Below are 18,474 nucleotides of genomic sequence, written 5' to 3' on the forward strand. Positions count from 1 at the left end.
AAATATATCTATTACCAACGATATTGTAACCTCATGGTAAACACATCGTCCTTAAGATCATTTAAATATCCGGGTAATTGAGTAGGGTTGTTTACAACATGTTCATTATAAGCGGTCAATTTTATCCTTGGACCAATCTGACAGGTCAAGCCATAGCCCAAGGTGTTATACTTAATGTCTCCTGCAGTAGTGAAGCTGTTGGGTGCACCAATTTCACTTTCCTTAACATTTGTATTAGGGTCGTAAACATCATAAGCCAATAATGCTGTAAACCTGCTTTTTGCTATTCGTTGGGTAAACCATAGGTAATACCCTGAAAATGGGCGCAGGTACAGATCGGTAGTAGGTTGGGTCGAAAAACTTTGGCTGGCAACCGGACCTGTTACACTGGATGAGCTGGCTACACCTGGTTGAGTACCGGCAACGTATTCAGCCTTGAATGATGTAGCACCGAAAGTATTGTCATATTGTAATTGCAGATTTCCCCCATAGTAATTACGTTTTGCATTCCATCCTATATTATTTGGATTGGTATTTTTAACAAAGCCATTGCTTGTACTTGTATAATAGGTTTCGGTATCACTTCTTACGGAGCCTTGATAAATGGAGGCGCCAAAACCTATATGTAGCTTTTTATTTGCTAGGCTGTCAAACTTAAATCCCAGGTTTCCTACAATATCTTTTTTAGAGTCGTAATCTCTGGCCGAATATCCACTTCCGTTAATTACAGCCAATTCAGCAGTCAAGAAGTGGAACGTTTTATTGTCAGGTCTAAAGGTTACCATGGCGCCAATGTCCCTTTCGCGGGGCATTATGGTTTGGAATACCCTGGCTCTTTCCGGAAAATCCCTATATCCTGATGAATATACGATGGAGTATCCAAAGGGGCGGTTAAATAATCCGGCAGTAAACAACAAATCTTTTGATTCCGGTCTATGCAGCTGTATAAATGCATCCATCAATGCAACGCCATTTTGTGTAGCATCAATTTGAAAAACAATGCTGGAATATTTGTCGGCACGGTCAATTTTTAATCTACCCCTGCGGATCATAAAGCGGTCTTGTGAGTTTTTGCCAAAATCTCCGCCAGAAAACGAGGATATCCCTGCCGATTGTGCATGTTGATATTGAGTTTGGAGGTAACCAGTAATCGCAATTTCGTGTGGATCGTAGCTAGAGGGGGAGTTATTGCTTTGTGAAAAAGTAAAAAAAGGGCACAAAAGCAATAAACCGAATAATAATTGTTTCATAAAACGGAAGAAGGTATATAAGGGGCCTAAATTACGTTTAATGCTCCATTTTTCAATTAATTGACACTTTGATTTTGAATTTTATACGATGAAACTATTGTTTCATCACAACTAAATTACATTTTTATTACATCTTGATTTGCGAATTAGGCAGTTTTGGAGTTATTTTTGAAAGGATAAAAACAAAAACAGAGGTAAATGTTCCTAAGGAAATATCGTTTATTCATCATCATCGCCTTTCTCGGCATCTTTTCGTCAAAGATGATGATCTCTGGTGCACCTGTGTTTTTTAATCATATCGACAAGGAAATCATGAATGCTGTGATTATGCAAATAGAAGCAGAACACAGTGCCGATGGCGATAGCGGCAAAGCAAAAGTAAAGCTCTGTGATTTTAAAATTGATCTGCACTATGACTATAGCTTTTTGGCTGTACTTAGTCATTTTGGTATAAACAATAGTTTTATTGATCATTTTAAACGGTACGTCGATCCATTCCATCCTTCGGTACCAACACCGCCTCCTAACCAGTGCTAATTTTTACGGCATAATTCCCTCATAGGGATAACTGTGCATTTTTTTAAAAATTAGTTACAAAATTAGAACTTAGTTTTATGCAAAGTGGAAACTCAATCTTTTCGAGGTTGGATGTGAAGAAGTATATATTAAAAAAGAATTTAAAGCGCGATCTGCCCTCTAGTATAGTGGTATTTCTGGTTGCATTGCCTTTATGTTTAGGCATTGCGCTAGCCTCAGGCGCCCCGTTATTTGCGGGTCTTATTACAGGTATTGTTGGTGGGATCGTAGTCGCGAGCCTTAGCGGTTCGCAGTTAAGTGTAAGCGGGCCTGCCGCCGGATTGACGGCTATTGTTTTGGGCGCTATTGGCCAGTTAGGGAATTATCAAACTTTTTTACTTGCCGTGGTGCTTGCTGGATTAATGCAGTTGATCCTTGGTTTATTAAAAGGAGGTATGATAGGTAACTACTTTCCTTCAAGTGTGATAGAAGGTATGTTGGCTGCAATCGGGCTTACTTTGATTCTTAAGCAGTTGCCGCACGCTTTAGGTGTGGACTCAGATTTTTTTGGTGATGAAAGTTTCTTTCAGAAAAATAGTGAGAACACATTTTCAGCAATAAGTGGGGCCCTTGATCATTTTACGCTGGCAGCCATAGTAATTAGTGGTTTGTCTATCCTGGTACTGATTTTCTGGCCAAAGTTTAAAAAATTAAGTACAATCCCGGCACCTTTAGTAGTTGTGATTTTGGGTATTGGCTTAAGTTTAGCTTTTCAGGGAACAGGCTATGCTCTTCAGGCAAAGCAAATGGTTGAAATTCCGGTAGTAAATGGATGGGCAGAATTTAAAGATTTATTTATTGCTCCAAACTTTTCGGAGATTTTAAATGGTAAAGTGTGGGTGGTTGCAGCAACTATTGCAGTTGTAGCCAGCCTGGAAACACTGTTAAGTATTGAAGCAGTGGATAAAATTGATCCGCTCAAGCGTGTTTCGCCAACCAATAGAGAGTTAATGGCCCAAGGTGCCGGAAATATGTTCAGTGGCTTATTAGGAGGATTGCCTTTAACTTCGGTTATTGTGCGTAGTTCTGCCAATGTAAATTCAGGTGGAAAAACAAAGATGTCGGCAATTTTTCATGGGATATGGTTACTTTTATCATTGCTTTTTATTCCAGGTTTGATAAATATGATACCTTTGGCATGTTTAGCTGCAATACTATTGGTAACAGGTTATAAACTTACGCGAGTGGCTTTATTTAAGCATATGTTCCATAAAGGATGGGATCAGTTTGTCCCATTTGTGATCACGATCGTTGCTGTATTGCTTACTGATCTATTAAAGGGCGTAGCTATAGGTATGTTGTTCTCCGTGTTTTACCTGCTACGTACCAATATGCGTAATCCTTATTTCTATAAAATTCAAGAAGAAGGAAATAAAAAGAACATCAGAATTAAACTTGCAGAAGAAGTATCTTTCTTAAACAAAGCTGCCATCCAGGTTGTACTTAATAAAATCCCTAAAGAAACCAACGTGGTTATTGATGGGACGAATTCCCGATATATTGACCCGGATGTGTTAGAAGCCATTTTTAATTATAAGCATAACGCTTATACAAAGGGTATCATTGTCATGCTTGAAAATGTAAAAGAGCAATACACTGTACCAAAATTGAATAATAAAATCATTGAAGAAATTAATAATTAAATTATTATGTGCGCAAAATTAGAAAAACAAGAGAGTAATCAAATAACATACGAAAGTTTATTGCAAGGCAATAAGGAGTGGGTAGCGGATACACTTAAAGAAGATCCGAAATTTTTTGAAAGACTTTCTGCAGGGCAGGCTCCGCCTGTGCTTTGGATCGGATGCTCTGATAGCCGTGTGCCGGCTAATCAGATTACGAATACGATGCCTGGTGATATATTTGTTCACCGTAACATTGCAAATGTGGTTACACATACCGATATGAATTTGCTTAGTGTATTAGATTACTCCGTTAACGTATTAAAAGTAAAACATATTATTGTATGTGGACATTATGGTTGTGGAGGAGTGAATGCTGCTCTGGGTGATAAGCAGGTTGGTCTGGTAGACAATTGGTTAAGGAATATTAAAGACGTTATCCGAATGCATGAACGTGAAATGCAGACTATTAAAGATCCGCAAAAAAGATCGAACCGCTTGGTAGAACTCAATGCAATCGAAGGTGCTGCCAATGTTATGAGTACTTCTATTGTTCAAAATGCATGGGCATCAGGACAGGAGTTGGCCGTTCATGCCTGGGTGTATAGCTTACAGACGGGATTAATTACCGATCTGCAGGTGAGCGCATCGAGTGCAGCGGATATTTCTCCGGTATTTAAAATGCAGGCTCAAAAATAACTTAGGGTAATTCTTATTGCTTAAGAGAATAAAGGCTTCCGGTATCTGTTTAATGACAGCGGAAGCCTTTTATTTTTTATTTTTAATTCAGACAGGTTGTTGTATTAAAAATGCTAATTTAGTAGTATGCGAAAAAGTGGATTTGGTCCATATTAAATCTGTAAACATGAAAAAGGACAATTATAAAGATATAGTAGCAACTTATTCCTTATTAGGTTTGATACCACCATTGGGGATGTTGTTCATTATTGTAAACTGGTTTAAAGGAGCAAAAATAAATGTAGTTTCTGTTACAGGCTTCGTTTTGGGCATCGTGTTAACCATAGTGTATTATTTACAGTTGAGAAGCCAGATGTAATTTAAAAGTAGACTATAAAAACAAAACCTCCCGGCACCACCGGGAGGTTTTGTTTTTATAGATATAATCGTTTAGTTGTTTTACCCTAAAAATGGATAACGGTAATCTTTAGGCATATCAAAGGTTTCTTTGATTGCGCGTGGAGATACCCAACGTAAAAGGTTGATCATTGAACCAGCTTTATCGTTAGTACCAGATCCTCTGGCACCACCAAATGGCTGCTGTCCAACTACTGCACCTGTACATTTATCATTGATATAGAAGTTCCCGGCAGCATTTCTCAAAGCATGCGATGCTTTCTCAATTGCATAACGATCCTGAGCAATTACAGCACCTGTTAATGCATAGATGGAAGTAGTGTCAATAATTTCCAATACCTGATCAAAGTCTTTGTCTTCATAAACGTAAACGGTTAAAACAGGACCAAACAACTCTTCGCACATCGTTGTATATTTTGGATCATCAACAACTAAAACTGTAGGCTCAATAAAGTAACCTTTAGATTTGTCGTAACCACCACCTGTAATAATCTCTACAGATTTATCTTTTTTAGCCTCATCAATATATTTAGTTAGCTTATCAAAAGAGTTCTCGTCTATAACTGCATTAATGAAGTTGCCGAAATCTTCTGTACCACCCATTTTAAAGGTAGCCATGTCGCGCAGCATAAATTCTTTTACTTTAGGCCATATGCTCTTAGCTACATAAACACGTGAAGCTGCAGAGCATTTTTGTCCCTGGTATTCGAATGCACCACGAATAATTGCAGTACTTGAAGCTTCAGCCTCAGCAGAACCATGAACTAAAATAAAGTCTTTCCCACCTGTTTCCCCAACTATACGTGGATAGGTTTTAAACTTATGGATGTTGTTACCAATGGTTTTCCAGATGTTTTGGAAAACTCCGGTAGAACCTGTAAAGTGTATGCCTGCAAAATCAGGGTGACTAAAGATCACATCACCTGCATCAGGACCTGATACATAAACCAGGTTAATTACGCCATCAGGTAAACCAGCTTCTTTAAAGATCTGCATCAATACGTTTGCTGCATAAATTTGAGTGTTTGCCGGTTTCCATACTACAACATTACCCATCATTGCTGCCGAAGTAGGTAGGTTACCTGCAATGGCAGTAAAGTTGAAAGGTGTTAAAGCGAATACAAAACCTTCAAGTGGGCGTTGTTCTACTCTGTTCCATGATCCTTTAGGTGATACAGGAGGTTGCTGCTTATAAATATCAGCCATGTAACTCACGTTGAAACGTAAGAAGTCGATCAACTCACATGCTGAATCAATTTCTGCCTGGTAAGCATTTTTACTCTGTCCAAGCATGGTTGCTGCATTTAATTTATAACGGTAAGGACCAGCAATTAAATCTGCTGCCTTTAAAAAGATGGCTGCACGATGCTCCCAAGCCAGGTTTTCCCAATTGGCTTTAGCTGCCAAGGCGGCATCAATTGCTTGTGTTACATGAGCTTTTTCGCCTTTGCTGTATTGTCCAAGAATATGTTGGTGATCGTGAGGAGGAGTAACCTTGCCTTTATTGTCTGTATGAACTTCCTTACCGGCAATGTGCATTGGTATTTCAATCTGTTTAGCACGGGCATCGGCAATAGCTGCCATTAAAAGTTCACGTTCTTTACTTCCTGGTGCATAACCCAAAATGGGCTCATTAACAGGAGTTGGTACGTTAAAAAATCCTTTAAGCATGATATAATAAGTTGTTTTTACAAAGGTAGTTTTTATTTTTATTAGAGTGGTAAAATGGTGCATTCTGTATTATCTTCATACAATACGCTGATATAATTCTTATTTTTGAACCCTAAGCATGATTAAATACCTAAGATTACTGTTGTTCCCTTTTTCCATTCTTTATGGAATGGTGATTATATTTAGGAATAAGTTGTATGATCTGGGGTTGTTTAAATCAACGCATTTTGACATCCCTGTTATTTGCGTAGGTAATCTGGTGGTAGGGGGATCGGGTAAAAGTCCGGTAACTGAATACCTGATCCGGTTGTTCGATGGGCATAAAATAGCTATTTTAAGCAGGGGGTATGGACGAAAAACCGAAGGTTTCATATTAGCTGATGATACGGCAACTGCGCAAACCATCGGAGATGAACCCATGCAATTTTACAGCAAATTTAAGCAAGTTACCGTGGCGGTCTGTGAAGACAGGGTAAAGGGAATTAATCTGTTAAAAGATGATCACGATCTTATCATAATGGATGATGCCTACCAGCACCGAGCTGTGCGCCCAGGATTTAGTATCTTGCTTTTCGAATATCAAAAATTATTAAGTCCGCAGTTTTTGTTGCCAGCAGGGAATTTAAGGGAACCATTTGCTGGGTATAGAAGGGCGCAGGCACTGCTCGTTACTAAGGGGCCAATAGCGCTGACTGAAGCAGAACGATTAAAATGTGCCGGGAAATTTAATGGGAAAACCAAAAATGAGTTGTCGTTTTCTTTTATCACTTATGGCGAATTAAAGCATTTATTTTCGGATGTCATACAGCCTTGCGCATTGATTACTTCCAATACATCGGTGTTTTTACTTACTGGTATTGCTAATCCTCTACCTTTAATTACCCACTTAAAGAGCTATTCGGGAGCTATTCAGCACCATGATTATCCTGATCATCATCAGTTTAGTATGCAGAATGTGATGAAGCTGGTTCAGGCTTTTAATGATGATTCTTCAAAAGAAAAAATCATTGTTACAACAGAAAAGGATGCACAGCGTTTATTAGATGTTACTTTCAAAGAATTACTGTTAAATTTACCTGTGTTTTATTTGCCGATTAAAATAGAACTGCAGAAAGAAGATAAAAATACATTTGACCAAAAGATTTTAGACTATGTTTCAAGCACTACACGAAACCGTTGAATATATAAAACGCAAAACGAATAATTTTCAAGCAGAAATTGGAATTGTTTTAGGAACAGGACTTGGTGGTCTGGTTAGCGAAATGGAAGTAGAATACAATTTGATGTATTCTAATATCCCTAACTTTCCCATCTCTACACTTGAGTTTCATTCCGGAAAGTTAATCTTTGGAACTTTAAGGGGTAAGAAAGTAATTGCCATGCAGGGCCGTCTACATTATTACGAGGGGTACAGTATGCAGCAAATTACTTTCCCAATAAGGGCGATGAAAGCATTGGGTATACACTGCCTGTTTGTTTCGAATGCTGCAGGCTCCCTGAATCCGAACTTTAAAAAGGGGGATTTGATGATCATTAATGACCATATCAATTTGCAACCTGAAAGTCCGTTAAGGGGACATAACGATGCTGATATGGGACCAAGGTTTCCGGATATGAGCCAGCCTTATAGTCGCAAACTAATTGATCGTGCAATGGAAATTGCAGGAGAAAATGGTATCAATTGTCACCAGGGGGTTTATGTTTCTGTAACGGGTCCCAATCTGGAAACAAAAGCTGAATACAATTATCTTAGGATAGTTGGTGGGGATGCTGTTGGAATGAGTACTGTGCCCGAAGTTATTGTGGCGAATCATATGAATGTACCCGTTTTTGCAATTTCTGTATTAACTGATGAAGGTTTCCCAGAAGTGTTGTTGCCGGTTAGTTTAGAAGAAATACTTGAGACTGCTAGAACTGCTGAACCTAAGATGACAAAAATATTGAGCCAGTTAATTTCAACGCTGTAATGTATAAACGCATTGTTTTATTTGTTTGTTTGCTGTTTACCATTGGTGTTGGGCGACTGTGTGCGCAGGATTTAAAGACTACGGTTAGGAACAATAAAGAATTAGATTCTCTCAGAAAAAAAGAAGAGGGGGGATTGGATTCAGTCGTGTTTACTTCTAAATACATCAGGTATACGACGCTTAAATTGTCTAAAGACAGCATTCAGACAGTGGCTTTGGATACAAGTTTAAATGGTTTTCAAAACTTTAGTGTGCTTGTGCAGCCACGCACGCCAACTGTGGGTATTGGAAATCTAGGTTTGTCTGCCATGCCCATGTTGTTTGAACCATCAAAAACTATTGGTTTTGACGTAGGTTTTCATGCGCTTGATTATTATGCGATGACTCATGATGACATTAAATATTATCAGGCCAGAACCCCATTTACCAGTCTGTATTATGTTTCGGGTGGGGATGCTGAGCAGGTTTTTAAGGTAATCCATTCACAAAATATTAAGAGAAACTGGAATATCGGTGCCAACTTTAACCGGATCGGTGCCAATGGAATATTTGCCAGACAAAGGGGTGACGACCTAAATGGAACAATTTTTAGCTGGTATCAATCGCCAAATAAGCGTTATAACCTTTGGACCAGTGCTGTGTTTAACACTCTAAAGGCAATGGAAAATGGTTCCATTGCGAACGATTCGATTTATACCAACCCTTCTGATCAGGTTATCAATAGGATTGCCGAGCGGGTAAGACTAAATACGGCTAAGCAATTATGGCGTCAAGGATCTTTGATGATCAAACAATCTTATTTTGTTGGTCGTATTGATAGCACAGCCCAAGAGATATCAGATAAAATATTACCGACCAATAAAATTACCTATACATTTAAGTATGATAAAAATGCTTATTCTTTTGAGAAGGATGAAGCCGACGATCATACCGCAGTTCCAAAGGGATATGCAGACAGTGTTTTTACGAATGATTCAACCCGATACACACGCATTCAAAATGAATTTGTATATAGCTTCTTTCTTAGGGCAAAGTCAAATACCTTCATTAAAAATGAATTGAAATTAGATGTAGGAATCAGACACGATCTCTATAATTATTCTCAATTGGGTCTATATAGGGATGGTAGTAGCTTTTATGACTATACGACCACTTTTCAAAATATTACTTTATTGGGGGCTGCAGGATACCGGTTTAGCAACCGTATCGACTTGAATGTAGACGTGGAGCAGATATTTCAGGGGAGGAATATGGGCGATTTTCTATATGAGGCTAAAAGCAATGTGTTACTCAGTAATTCAGTCGGTCGGATAGTTTTGGGCGGTTATTTTGAAAATAAATCGCCAGCAGAGATTTATACCAGATATTTTGGTAACCACTACCACTGGATCAATGATTTTGATCGTACGAAAACAGTTAATTTATCTTTTAAATATGAGAATCAGAAACTGAAGCTGGATGCAACCGCAAATTATTACCTGATTAATAACTATCTGTATTTTAAAGCAGATTTGCCAACGAGCGGTGCTCCAACTGTTGCTGAGATTGCTTCTATTACACCGGCACAACTTAGCTCAAGTCTGAATCTGTTAAAAATTGCCGTTGGCAAGAAATTTACTTTCGGTAGATTTCATTTGGATAGTTATGTTGTTTATCAGAAGACGGATAATCCTGGTGTGCTTCGTACTCCGGAGCTTTACACTTTTAATACTTTTTATGTAAATCAAACCTTTTTTAAAGCGCTTAAAACCAATGTAGGTTTTGATGTTAGATACAATACACCATATAAAAACTATTCTTATTCGCCTGCATTGGGTCAGTTTTATGTAGGAGGAGTGAGGACATTCGAAACCACACCAATTGTTGATGTTTGGGTAAAGGCGAGTTTAAGAAAGGCTAATCTGTTTTTAAAGTGTGATTATATAAATCAGGGTCTCCCAATTAACGGGTATTACACTGTTAATCAATATCCAATGCAAGACAGGCTCTTGTTTAAGTTTGGGGTACAATGGAATTTTTATGATTAAGTTTTCTGGGGTTTCTTTTTAGCCGCAGGGAATAATACGTTGTTTAATATCAAACGGTAGCCGGGGGAGTTTGGATGCAAGCTTAAATCAGTTGGCGGGTCGCCAACGATATGTTGATAATCTTCGGGATCGTGTCCACCGTAAAAAGTAAACTGCCCCTTTCCAATTTCGCCATTTAAATAGCGCACTTCTTCTGCCCCCTTATTTTCACCCAGTACGGTAACATTTGGCTTCACCAGGCGCTTTCTAAAGGCTGTGGTTTGTCCCATAAAGCCTTTTATTACCTTGTCGTGGTTTTGGGTTAGCATGGTTGGTACAAGATCCCATTTTGCTGAGAAATCAAATAAGGTAAAGAAGTCGTTGTTTTGGACTAAGGTGCGGGTTTGGGTTACATCAATATCTGAGAATTCGTAATTGGCAGGATTGAGGTCTAACTGAAAATCTTTAAAAGCAAAGGTTTTGCTATATTTCAGCTTAGCTTGAGCTTGTGGATCTGCCGGGTCGCCATCAAACATGCTTTCACATATGTCTACTCCCTCAGCGCTCAATGCAATGTCAAAGCTGTCGGTTCCGGAGCACATGGCAAACAGAAAACCACCTCCAGAACAAAATTCCTTTATTCTTTTAGCAACTTCAAGTTTCATTTCCGAAACCTTTTTAAACCCATTGCGTTTTGCTGCTGTTTCCTGGTTTTTTACATCTTCACGATACCAGGTTGCATTTTTAAAAGCACTCCAAAAACGCCCATATTGGCCAGTAAAATCCTCATGATGCATGTGAAGCCAGTCGTAGCCTGAGAGTTTATCTTTTAAGACTTCATCATCGTATACCACATCGTATGGTATCTCTGCATAGGTAAGTACTAAGGTTACGGCGTCATCCCAGGGTAATTTGCTTTTGGGTGAGTATACGGCTATTTTAGGTGCCTTCTCGAGTTTTACCATTTCCATGTTTACCTGTGGGTCGCTGATCTCATTTAAGATTGCTGTAACTTTGCCATCGGCTAAAACCTGATATGATACGCCGCGAGCTTTACATTCCTCCTCCACAGCCTTATTGTATTTGATTAAAAAACTTCCGCCTCTATAATTTAAAAGCCAGCTTACGTCTGCTTGTTGTTTAATACCCCAATAAGCTATGCCATAAGCTTTCAAATGATTTTTTTGATCTTCATCCATATAGATTAAAATCGATGATGCCTTAAGCGCGATGCTAAAGAGTAGTAAGAAAAACAAAATGCTTAATCGTTTCGAAATCATAAAGGCTGGCATAGATACGAATTTAGTGTTTTCTTTTTACTTTAAGGCGGCTTCGAAAGGAGAAGCAGGCATACCGTTTCGATTGTACAGATTTGCATCCTTTGGATTATTCGCCCATGCATAACGAACGAACTTAGGATTTTCGACGTCATTACTCCATACAACTATTTTATCTCCTTTTATTTCTGCTTTAGCCCAAACAAATATTTTATCCTTACCCGCTATAGCAAAGTATTTTAATTCAGAGTTCCCCTTTGTGGTCAACCCTGCCCCAATATTACTGAACGTTAAAATTAATTGATTCCCTTTTGATTCCATTGATTTGAATACTGGGCCCGAATAGATCAACTTATTGTCTCCATAAATTAGATGCTCAGCTTGCAGCGCAAGTCTTTTTCCTACGTTTTGTTTATCTAAAGGATGGATATCATTCCACTCTCCAAGATCAATGGTGACCGCCATTGCTGTATTTGGAACTGCTGTGAGACTTCGCTGTTGTTCTCTTAATTCTGCCCAGCTGCTTTCCATTGGGGTCTTTGTAGCTTCCATGAAATTTGGTAATTGTACATACAGAAATGGGAAGTCACCCTGATTCCATGCTATTCTCCAATTATCAATTAAGGCCTTCATCAAGGCAGCATATTCTTTTGGATTACTTGTGTTGGATTCTCCTTGATACCAGACTACACCTTTTATCTTGTATTTTAGCAATGGGGCAATCATGGCATTGTACAGGCCTGCTGGTTTCCATCTGATAAAAGTTTGTGATGGTGCGGGGTCCATTTTAGCGCCCAATTTATATTTCCACTTACCGCGTAAATCAATTGTATCTTGATTAGCGATCAATTGATAGTTTTTATCCGGCACAAAACCTCCTTCACCAGCGTTATTGATTAATCTGATGGTGATAGTGTTTTTGCCTTCCTTTAAAATGTCAGTATTAAAAATATATCTCCGGGGAGGGTATTGATAACTGGTCGTTCCTACAAACTCACCATTTATAAATACAGAGTCTGCATCAACAATTCTTCCTAAAAGTAATTTAACTGGCTTGCTTAGCATTGATTTTGGGACAATGATGTCCTTTTTAAACCAAACAACGCCATTAGCTCTACCCAATGGCTCCTTAGCCCAGTATCCAGGGATATTCATTTCATTCCAGTCTTTATCATCAATGTTGGCCTTCCAATTGTTTTTTAAGCCCTCATCATTGGCATTTAAACTTTTATACCAATCGTTAGCACGTAATCGATCGGAAGATTCTATTTGCTTGATCAAATGATCGTCTTTAAACTTTTTAACTTGTTCACTATACATTGGGAATTTTTTAAGTGTACTTTCACTTATCCATGCCTCTGCCGGTGAGCCGCCGAGAGCAGTGTTGATTATACCTACAGGAATGTGGTGTTTGTTGACAATCTCCAAAGCAAAAAAATAGGCAACTGCAGAAAAATTAAGAATAGTTTCCGGATTGGCAATTTCCCAGGTGCCACTTGATAGATCTTTTCTTTCGTTTTTAAAATCATATTCGTCAGGCACAAGGAATTGCCTGATGTTTGTATGATTAGATTTGGCAATTTCATTGGGGTATTTATCAATCAGACGTCCCATTGGCAATTCCATATTTGACTGCCCACTACACACATAAACATCACCGAATAGAATGTTTTTCAATATAATCTTATTACGCCCTGTTAATGTCATTTCATAAGGTCCACCAGCTTTTTGCGCCGGGAGTTGTATTTCCCATTCCCCATCCTTATTGGCTGATGTATGTAATGTTCTATTCTTAAATTTCAGGCTTATGGCTTCATTTGCTGAAGCCCAACCCCAGATCTTGATATTGTTGTCGCGTTGAAGTATCATTCCATCACTGATCAACCTTGGAAGTTTGATTTGCGCCGGGCAAAAAGAATAGCCCAACATTAGGGCATAAGTAATTAACCACTTTTTCATCAGTATATATTTATTTTTTAATTGTTATGAGGCTATCACGAGTTTTTATTCATTGTGTTTTCTGAGTGTAAACTAATGATGGTTTCATTAGAATAAAGTTTAAGCTTCTGGATGCTATCTGGGGGACAATTTTTTTCATAATTAACTATTTGGTTAGGTTTAAGAAAGGTTCTATTTGACTAAAATAAGTATATTTTAGAAATATAATGCAATCGATTGCATTTTTCCTTGTTTCTCTTTACCTTCATGTTCATTAAAAATAAATTTATACCGATGAAACCATTATGTACAGCAGGTCCAAACCGAAATGAATAAATTTTTTGTAGCACATGATAGTTTCATAATCTTTTAAAATCAAATTATATTTCGATGAAAAAACTGTTAACCATTTTTCTCTTATCACTAGCACTTCCTGGCTTTGCTCAAATTAAGTTCACTAACCCCATCTTATCTGGATTTTATCCCGATCCAAGTGTAACCAAGGTTGGAACTGATTATTACCTCGTGAATTCTACGTTCTCTTATTTCCCGGGCATACCTGTGTTTCATAGTAAGGATCTGAAAAACTGGAAACAGATTGGTAATGTGATAGATCGGCCAAGTCAGATGAACTTTATGGGGGATGGGGTGTCAAGAGGTCTGTTTGCCCCATCTATCAATTACCATAAAGGAACTTATTATGTTACCTGTACTTTAATTGATAGAAAGGGGAATTTTGTCGTAACTGCTAAAAGTCCCGCAGGCCCTTGGAGTGATCCGGTCTGGTTACCGGAAGTTAGGGGGATAGATCCCTCTTTATTTTTTGATACTGATAAAAGTTATATTGTTTACAATAGTGATGCGCCAGATCGTAAACCTCTATATGATGGGCATAGAACCATTAGGGTTTACGAGTTTGATCCAGTTAAGTTAAAGGTGACAGGAGAAGAAAAGTTACTGGTAAATGGGGGAGTAGATATTAGTAAAAAACCGGTGTGGATAGAAGGGCCACATATTTTTAAGCATGGCGATTGGTATTACTTATGTGCTGCCGAAGGTGGGACATCCATAAACCACTCACAAGTGATTTTAAGGAGTAAATCAGCCACAGGACCTTTTATTCCTTATGATAAAAACCCTATCCTTACCCAACGTGACCTGGATCCTGGGCGAAAAGATCCGATTGCTTCTGCGGGCCATGCTGAGCTGATCGAAGGGCCTGATGGCAAAACCTATGCGGTATTTCTAGCGGTTAGGCCCTATGAAGGTGATTATTATAATACAGGAAGAGAAACTTTTATTGCTCCGGTAAAATGGACAGATGGATGGCCTGTAATCAGCCCTGATTTTAAAGAAATTCAATATCATTATACTGAGGGTTTTAAAGAGGTGAAACAAGAAAATACACGTCCGCAAAGTGGAAATTTCAGTTATAAGGTTTCTTTTGAAAAGACCTTAGATCCAGCTTTATTGTTTCTCAGAACAATGGATAAAAGTTGGTTTAGTTTAAGTAAGTCGAAAGGGTTGACTATGAATTTATTACCCGAAACTTGTATGGGGACGGGCAATCCCGCATTTATAGGAAAACGACAGCAGCACCAGGACTGTAACGCAATTACGGAAATGAGTTTTTCGGCAAAAAATGAAAATGAAAAAGCCGGAATGCTGATTTATCAAAGTGAGTACAACTTTTATTACTTATGTAAATCCATTTCTAAGGGTAAACCTGTGGTTCAGCTGTTCAGTGGTAATCGTCAGCTAAAGGATATGGAGCTGATTACAGAAGAGCCAATTGCAGGGACCCAAGTCTGGTTTCGCATTAGCGCAGATGGTGCGAAATATAATTTTGATTATGCAACAAAATCTGGACAGTGGAAAGTTCTGAAATCGGGGTTAGATGGGAAGTACTTAAGTACAAAGGAAGCCGGTGGATTTGTGGGGGCATTGTTTGCACTTTATGCAACTTCTTCTGGTAAGCCTACAACAAATAAAGCTTCCTATTCTTATTTGGGGTATAATGGTCATGACTCAGTATATCAGTAGATTGTGTTTGTTTTGTGAGGGTTTTAACTATTTGATTTTGGTTGGTATGAAAAAATAAGTTCAAATTCTATGCAAAAAAATATGGGATTTATGAATTTAAAATTACCTTTATGCAAACGGTTGCACAATTGAATATTTAATTAATGATAATATGTATTTACTAGGCCTCGATATAGGCACATCTTCTATAAAAGTTTCAGTTGTTGATGTGGATACACAGAAGCGGGTTGCTACAACACAGTATCCGGAAGAGGAAGCGGAGATCAAATCCCTTAAATCTGGATGGGCCGAGCAATCTCCGGTTGACTGGTGGCAAAATGCTGTTCATGCCATTCTACAGGTAAATGCAACTGGAAGTTTTAATCCTAAGGATATTAAAGCTATAGGTATTGCTTATCAGATGCACGGATTGGTTATTGTCGATAAAGATCAAAACGTTTTGCGTGACAGTATCATTTGGTGTGATAGTAGGGCGGTGGAGTTGGGAGCACAAGCCTTTGATGCCATAGGACATGATCAATGTTTAGAAGATATGTTAAATTCTCCGGGTAATTTTACCGCTTCCAAACTGGCTTGGGTAAAGAACAATGAACCTGAGATTTATAATCAGATCGACAAAGCAATGCTTCCTGGAGATTTCGTCGCTATGAAATTCACGGGAAAGATCAGTACTAGTATTCCGGCACTATCTGAGGGGATATTTTGGAATTTCAGAGCGGATGAATTGTCAAAAGAAGTCATGGACTATTATGGGATTGATCAAAAACTAATTCCTGATGTAAAACCACTCTTCTCCGTACACGGATCTCTCAAAGCTGACGTGGCAGCATTACTGGGGTTGCAGCAGGGGATACCAGTTTCCTATAAGTCTGGTGATCAGCCTAACAATGCTTTATCCTTAAATGTCCTTAAGCCGGGTGAAGTTGCAGCTACAGCAGGAACATCAGGGGTAATTTATGGGGTAAGCAATGAGCTGACTTATGATCCACAGTCAAGAGTAAACACTTTTGCCCATGTTACTTATGCTAAGGGACAAAAGCATACTGGCGTATTGTTGTGTATCAATGGCACAGGAAGTATGTACAGATGGGCAAAGCACAATTTTGCACCGCATTTGTCTTATGCGGCACTTAATGATCTTGCAGCTACTGCACCCATTGGGAGCAAAGGCTTGAAAGTATTGCCTTTTGGCAATGGTACTGAGCGGATGCTAAATAATAAATACACAGGTGCACAATTATTAGGCATTGATCTCAATTTACATAAACAAGCCGAAATTTTCAGGGCAGTACAGGAGGGTATCGCATTTGCGTTTCGCTATGGTCTTGATATTATGCGCGAAAATGGAATGCAGCCAAAAGTGATCAGAGCTGGATTGGCTAATTTATTTTTAAGTGATGTATTTGCCCAGACGTTTGTAGACGTAACTGGTGTTCCTGTAGAGCTGTATGAAAATGACGGTAGCGTGGGTGCAGCACTTGGAGCAGGGATTGGAGCGGGAATTTTTGCAACACCCGAAGAAGCATTTACGCAGCATGAGTTGATCAGGTATTTGGAACCTAAAAATTCTGAAGCTTATGAACCCATATATACTGAATGGAAAAATCTTTTAAACAAAGCATTATAACGTAGAATTAAAAAATATATCAACATGACAAAAGTAGTAACAGGAGCAAAGGAATTTTTTAAGGGAATTGATCAGGTACAATTTGAAGGTCTGAATAGTGACAATCCATTGGCTTTTAGGTGGTACGATGCAAATAAAGTTGTAGCAGGAAAAACGATGAGCGAACATTTTAAATTTGCTTGTTCGTATTGGCATTCATTTAATGGAAATGGTGCTGATCCTTTTGGTGGTGCTACACATATTTTTCCATGGGATGAAAAGAAAGATGCAGTAGAAAGAGCAAAAGATAAAATGGATGCTGCCTTTGAATTTATCACTAAAATGCAATTGCCTTATTACTGTTTTCATGATGTGGATGTGGTAGATTACGGCGATGATATTGTTGAAAACGAGCGTAGATTACAAACATTGGTAGAATATGCAAAGCAAAAACAAGCGAGCAGCGGGGTAAAATTACTTTGGGGAACTGCCAATTTATTTAGTCACAAGCGTTATATGAACGGAGCATCAACCAATCCGGATTTTCATGTGCTTGCACACGGTGCCGCCCAGGTTAAAGCAGCTTTAGATGCAACAATTGCATTGGGTGGAGAGAATTATGTTTTTTGGGGTGGAAGAGAAGGCTATATGAGCTTATTGAATACCAACATGAAGCGTGAGCAAGAGCATTTAGCCAAATTCTTGCATACCGCTAAAGACTATGCCCGTAAACAAGGCTTTAAGGGAACGTTCTTTATTGAGCCAAAACCATGTGAGCCGTCAAAACATCAATACGATTACGATGCGGCCACAGTAAGAGGTTTCTTGCAGAAGTATGATTTGCTCGCTGATTTTAAACTCAATTTGGAGGTAAATCATGCCACATTAGCAGGACATACTTTTCAACATGAATTGCAGGTTGCCGTAGATAATGGTTTACTGGGTTCAATTGATGCAAACAGAGGAGATTATCAAAATGGTTGGGATACAGACCAGTTTCCTAATGACATCAATGAATTAACTGAAGCGATGCTGATCATTTTAGAAGGTGGCGGTTTAAAAGGAGGAGGTGTAAACTTTGATGCCAAGATCCGTCGCAATTCAACTGATCCTGCAGATCTTTTCTATGCACATGTTGGTGGTATGGATATTTTTGCACGTGCGCTCGTAACTGCTGATGCTATCCTTCAAAAATCTGATTATAAAAAAATAAGAACTGATAGATATGCTTCTTTTGACAGCGGTAAAGGTGCTGAATTTGAGCAAGGGAGGTTAAATCTGGAAGATTTAAGGAATTATGCTGTGCAACACGGTGAGCCAGAAGTCCGTAGTGGAAAACAAGAATACCTGGAAAATTTAATCAATCGCTATATTTAGTTATATTAAGCAAATTTTAAATGAATCACTAAACCTAACTAGACCA

14 protein-coding genes are annotated in these 18,474 nt (G+C 38.6%); 10 read left to right on the forward strand and 4 right to left on the reverse strand.

Annotated elements, in window-relative coordinates; translation table 11 throughout:
• Positions 1-11: 11 nt before the first annotated feature.
• Positions 12-1,250, reverse strand: a complete 1,239-nt coding sequence (locus P0Y49_01775; GenBank protein ID WEK19882.1) for a porin — start codon at positions 1,248-1,250, stop codon at positions 12-14.
• 198 nt (positions 1,251-1,448) lie between these two features.
• Between P0Y49_01775 and P0Y49_01780 the strand changes: the two genes are divergently transcribed.
• The 4 genes from P0Y49_01780 to P0Y49_01795 all read left to right on the forward strand — a co-directional run bounded on the left by P0Y49_01780 (position 1,449) and on the right by P0Y49_01795 (position 4,505).
• Entirely contained in the window at positions 1,449-1,787 is a 339-nt protein-coding gene (locus tag P0Y49_01780) for a hypothetical protein (GenBank protein WEK19883.1), read from the forward strand.
• 77 nt (positions 1,788-1,864) lie between these two features.
• A complete protein-coding gene (locus P0Y49_01785) occupies positions 1,865-3,469 on the forward strand; it encodes a SulP family inorganic anion transporter (protein ID WEK19884.1) in 1,605 nt (534 codons plus the stop codon).
• A gap of 6 nt (positions 3,470-3,475) precedes the next feature.
• A complete protein-coding gene (locus P0Y49_01790) occupies positions 3,476-4,147 on the forward strand; it encodes a carbonic anhydrase (GenBank protein ID WEK19885.1) in 672 nt (223 codons plus the stop codon).
• 166 nt (positions 4,148-4,313) lie between these two features.
• Positions 4,314-4,505, forward strand: coding sequence for a hypothetical protein (locus P0Y49_01795; GenBank protein WEK19886.1), 192 nt, complete (start codon positions 4,314-4,316; stop codon positions 4,503-4,505).
• 80 nt (positions 4,506-4,585) lie between these two features.
• Here P0Y49_01795 and pruA read toward each other — a convergent pair whose 3' ends face one another.
• Entirely contained in the window at positions 4,586-6,214 is a 1,629-nt protein-coding gene (pruA, locus tag P0Y49_01800) for an L-glutamate gamma-semialdehyde dehydrogenase (protein ID WEK19887.1), read from the reverse strand.
• A gap of 118 nt (positions 6,215-6,332) precedes the next feature.
• Between pruA and lpxK the strand changes: the two genes are divergently transcribed.
• From lpxK to P0Y49_01815, 3 genes are read left to right on the forward strand one after another with little or no spacing between them, the layout of a single operon-like run.
• On the forward strand, positions 6,333-7,394 hold the full coding sequence (gene lpxK, locus P0Y49_01805) for a tetraacyldisaccharide 4'-kinase (protein ID WEK19888.1): 1,062 nt from the start codon (positions 6,333-6,335) through the stop codon (positions 7,392-7,394).
• On the forward strand, positions 7,366-8,181 hold the full coding sequence (locus tag P0Y49_01810; GenBank protein ID WEK19889.1) for a purine-nucleoside phosphorylase: 816 nt from the start codon (positions 7,366-7,368) through the stop codon (positions 8,179-8,181). Before lpxK ends, P0Y49_01810 begins: the two co-directional genes overlap by 29 nt.
• Positions 8,181-10,208, forward strand: a complete 2,028-nt coding sequence (locus tag P0Y49_01815) for a putative porin (protein WEK19890.1) — start codon at positions 8,181-8,183, stop codon at positions 10,206-10,208. Before P0Y49_01810 ends, P0Y49_01815 begins: the two co-directional genes overlap by 1 nt.
• Here the strand turns inward: P0Y49_01815 and P0Y49_01820 are convergent.
• A complete protein-coding gene (locus P0Y49_01820) occupies positions 10,205-11,386 on the reverse strand; it encodes an asparagine synthetase B (GenBank protein WEK19891.1) in 1,182 nt (393 codons plus the stop codon). The genes P0Y49_01815 and P0Y49_01820 overlap by 4 nt on opposite strands.
• A gap of 117 nt (positions 11,387-11,503) precedes the next feature.
• Positions 11,504-13,423 (reverse strand): sialate O-acetylesterase, encoded by a 1,920-nt coding sequence (locus tag P0Y49_01825; GenBank protein WEK19892.1) that lies wholly within the window; start codon positions 13,421-13,423, stop codon positions 11,504-11,506.
• A 369-nt stretch (positions 13,424-13,792) separates the two neighbouring features.
• On the opposite strand from P0Y49_01825, the gene P0Y49_01830 reads away from it, so the two are divergent.
• From P0Y49_01830 to xylA, 3 genes are all read left to right on the forward strand, one after another.
• Positions 13,793-15,445, forward strand: a complete 1,653-nt coding sequence (locus tag P0Y49_01830; GenBank protein WEK19893.1) for a glycoside hydrolase family 43 protein — start codon at positions 13,793-13,795, stop codon at positions 15,443-15,445.
• Positions 15,446-15,596: 151 nt separating this feature from the next.
• The gene (locus tag P0Y49_01835; protein ID WEK19894.1) at positions 15,597-17,072 is read left to right on the forward strand and encodes an FGGY family carbohydrate kinase; all 1,476 of its coding nucleotides are present in this window, start codon (positions 15,597-15,599) and stop codon (positions 17,070-17,072) included.
• A 24-nt stretch (positions 17,073-17,096) separates the two neighbouring features.
• Positions 17,097-18,428, forward strand: a complete 1,332-nt coding sequence (xylA, locus tag P0Y49_01840; GenBank protein ID WEK19895.1) for a xylose isomerase — start codon at positions 17,097-17,099, stop codon at positions 18,426-18,428.
• Positions 18,429-18,474 lie beyond the last annotated feature (46 nt).

It is taken from the genome of Candidatus Pedobacter colombiensis (genome assembly GCA_029202485.1).
Taxonomy (GTDB): domain Bacteria; phylum Bacteroidota; class Bacteroidia; order Sphingobacteriales; family Sphingobacteriaceae; genus Pedobacter; species Pedobacter colombiensis.

Excerpts from the sequence above, each read along its gene's own strand:
- P0Y49_01780 (WEK19883.1), top strand. The coding sequence starts at position 1,449 with ATGTTCCTAAGGAAATATCGTTTATTCATCATCATCGCCTTTCTCGGC.
- P0Y49_01825 (WEK19892.1), bottom strand. The coding sequence starts at position 13,423 with ATGAAAAAGTGGTTAATTACTTATGCCCTAATGTTGGGCTATTCTTTT.
- P0Y49_01785 (WEK19884.1), top strand. The coding sequence starts at position 1,865 with ATGCAAAGTGGAAACTCAATCTTTTCGAGGTTGGATGTGAAGAAGTAT.
- P0Y49_01775 (WEK19882.1), bottom strand. The coding sequence starts at position 1,250 with ATGAAACAATTATTATTCGGTTTATTGCTTTTGTGCCCTTTTTTTACT.
- lpxK (WEK19888.1), top strand. The coding sequence starts at position 6,333 with ATGATTAAATACCTAAGATTACTGTTGTTCCCTTTTTCCATTCTTTAT.
- P0Y49_01790 (WEK19885.1), top strand. The coding sequence starts at position 3,476 with ATGTGCGCAAAATTAGAAAAACAAGAGAGTAATCAAATAACATACGAA.
- P0Y49_01810 (WEK19889.1), top strand. The coding sequence starts at position 7,366 with ATGTTTCAAGCACTACACGAAACCGTTGAATATATAAAACGCAAAACG.
- P0Y49_01835 (WEK19894.1), top strand. The coding sequence starts at position 15,597 with ATGTATTTACTAGGCCTCGATATAGGCACATCTTCTATAAAAGTTTCA.
- P0Y49_01795 (WEK19886.1), top strand. The coding sequence starts at position 4,314 with ATGAAAAAGGACAATTATAAAGATATAGTAGCAACTTATTCCTTATTA.
- xylA (WEK19895.1), top strand. The coding sequence starts at position 17,097 with ATGACAAAAGTAGTAACAGGAGCAAAGGAATTTTTTAAGGGAATTGAT.
- pruA (WEK19887.1), bottom strand. The coding sequence starts at position 6,214 with ATGCTTAAAGGATTTTTTAACGTACCAACTCCTGTTAATGAGCCCATT.
- P0Y49_01830 (WEK19893.1), top strand. The coding sequence starts at position 13,793 with ATGAAAAAACTGTTAACCATTTTTCTCTTATCACTAGCACTTCCTGGC.
- P0Y49_01820 (WEK19891.1), bottom strand. The coding sequence starts at position 11,386 with ATGGATGAAGATCAAAAAAATCATTTGAAAGCTTATGGCATAGCTTAT.
- P0Y49_01815 (WEK19890.1), top strand. The coding sequence starts at position 8,181 with ATGTATAAACGCATTGTTTTATTTGTTTGTTTGCTGTTTACCATTGGT.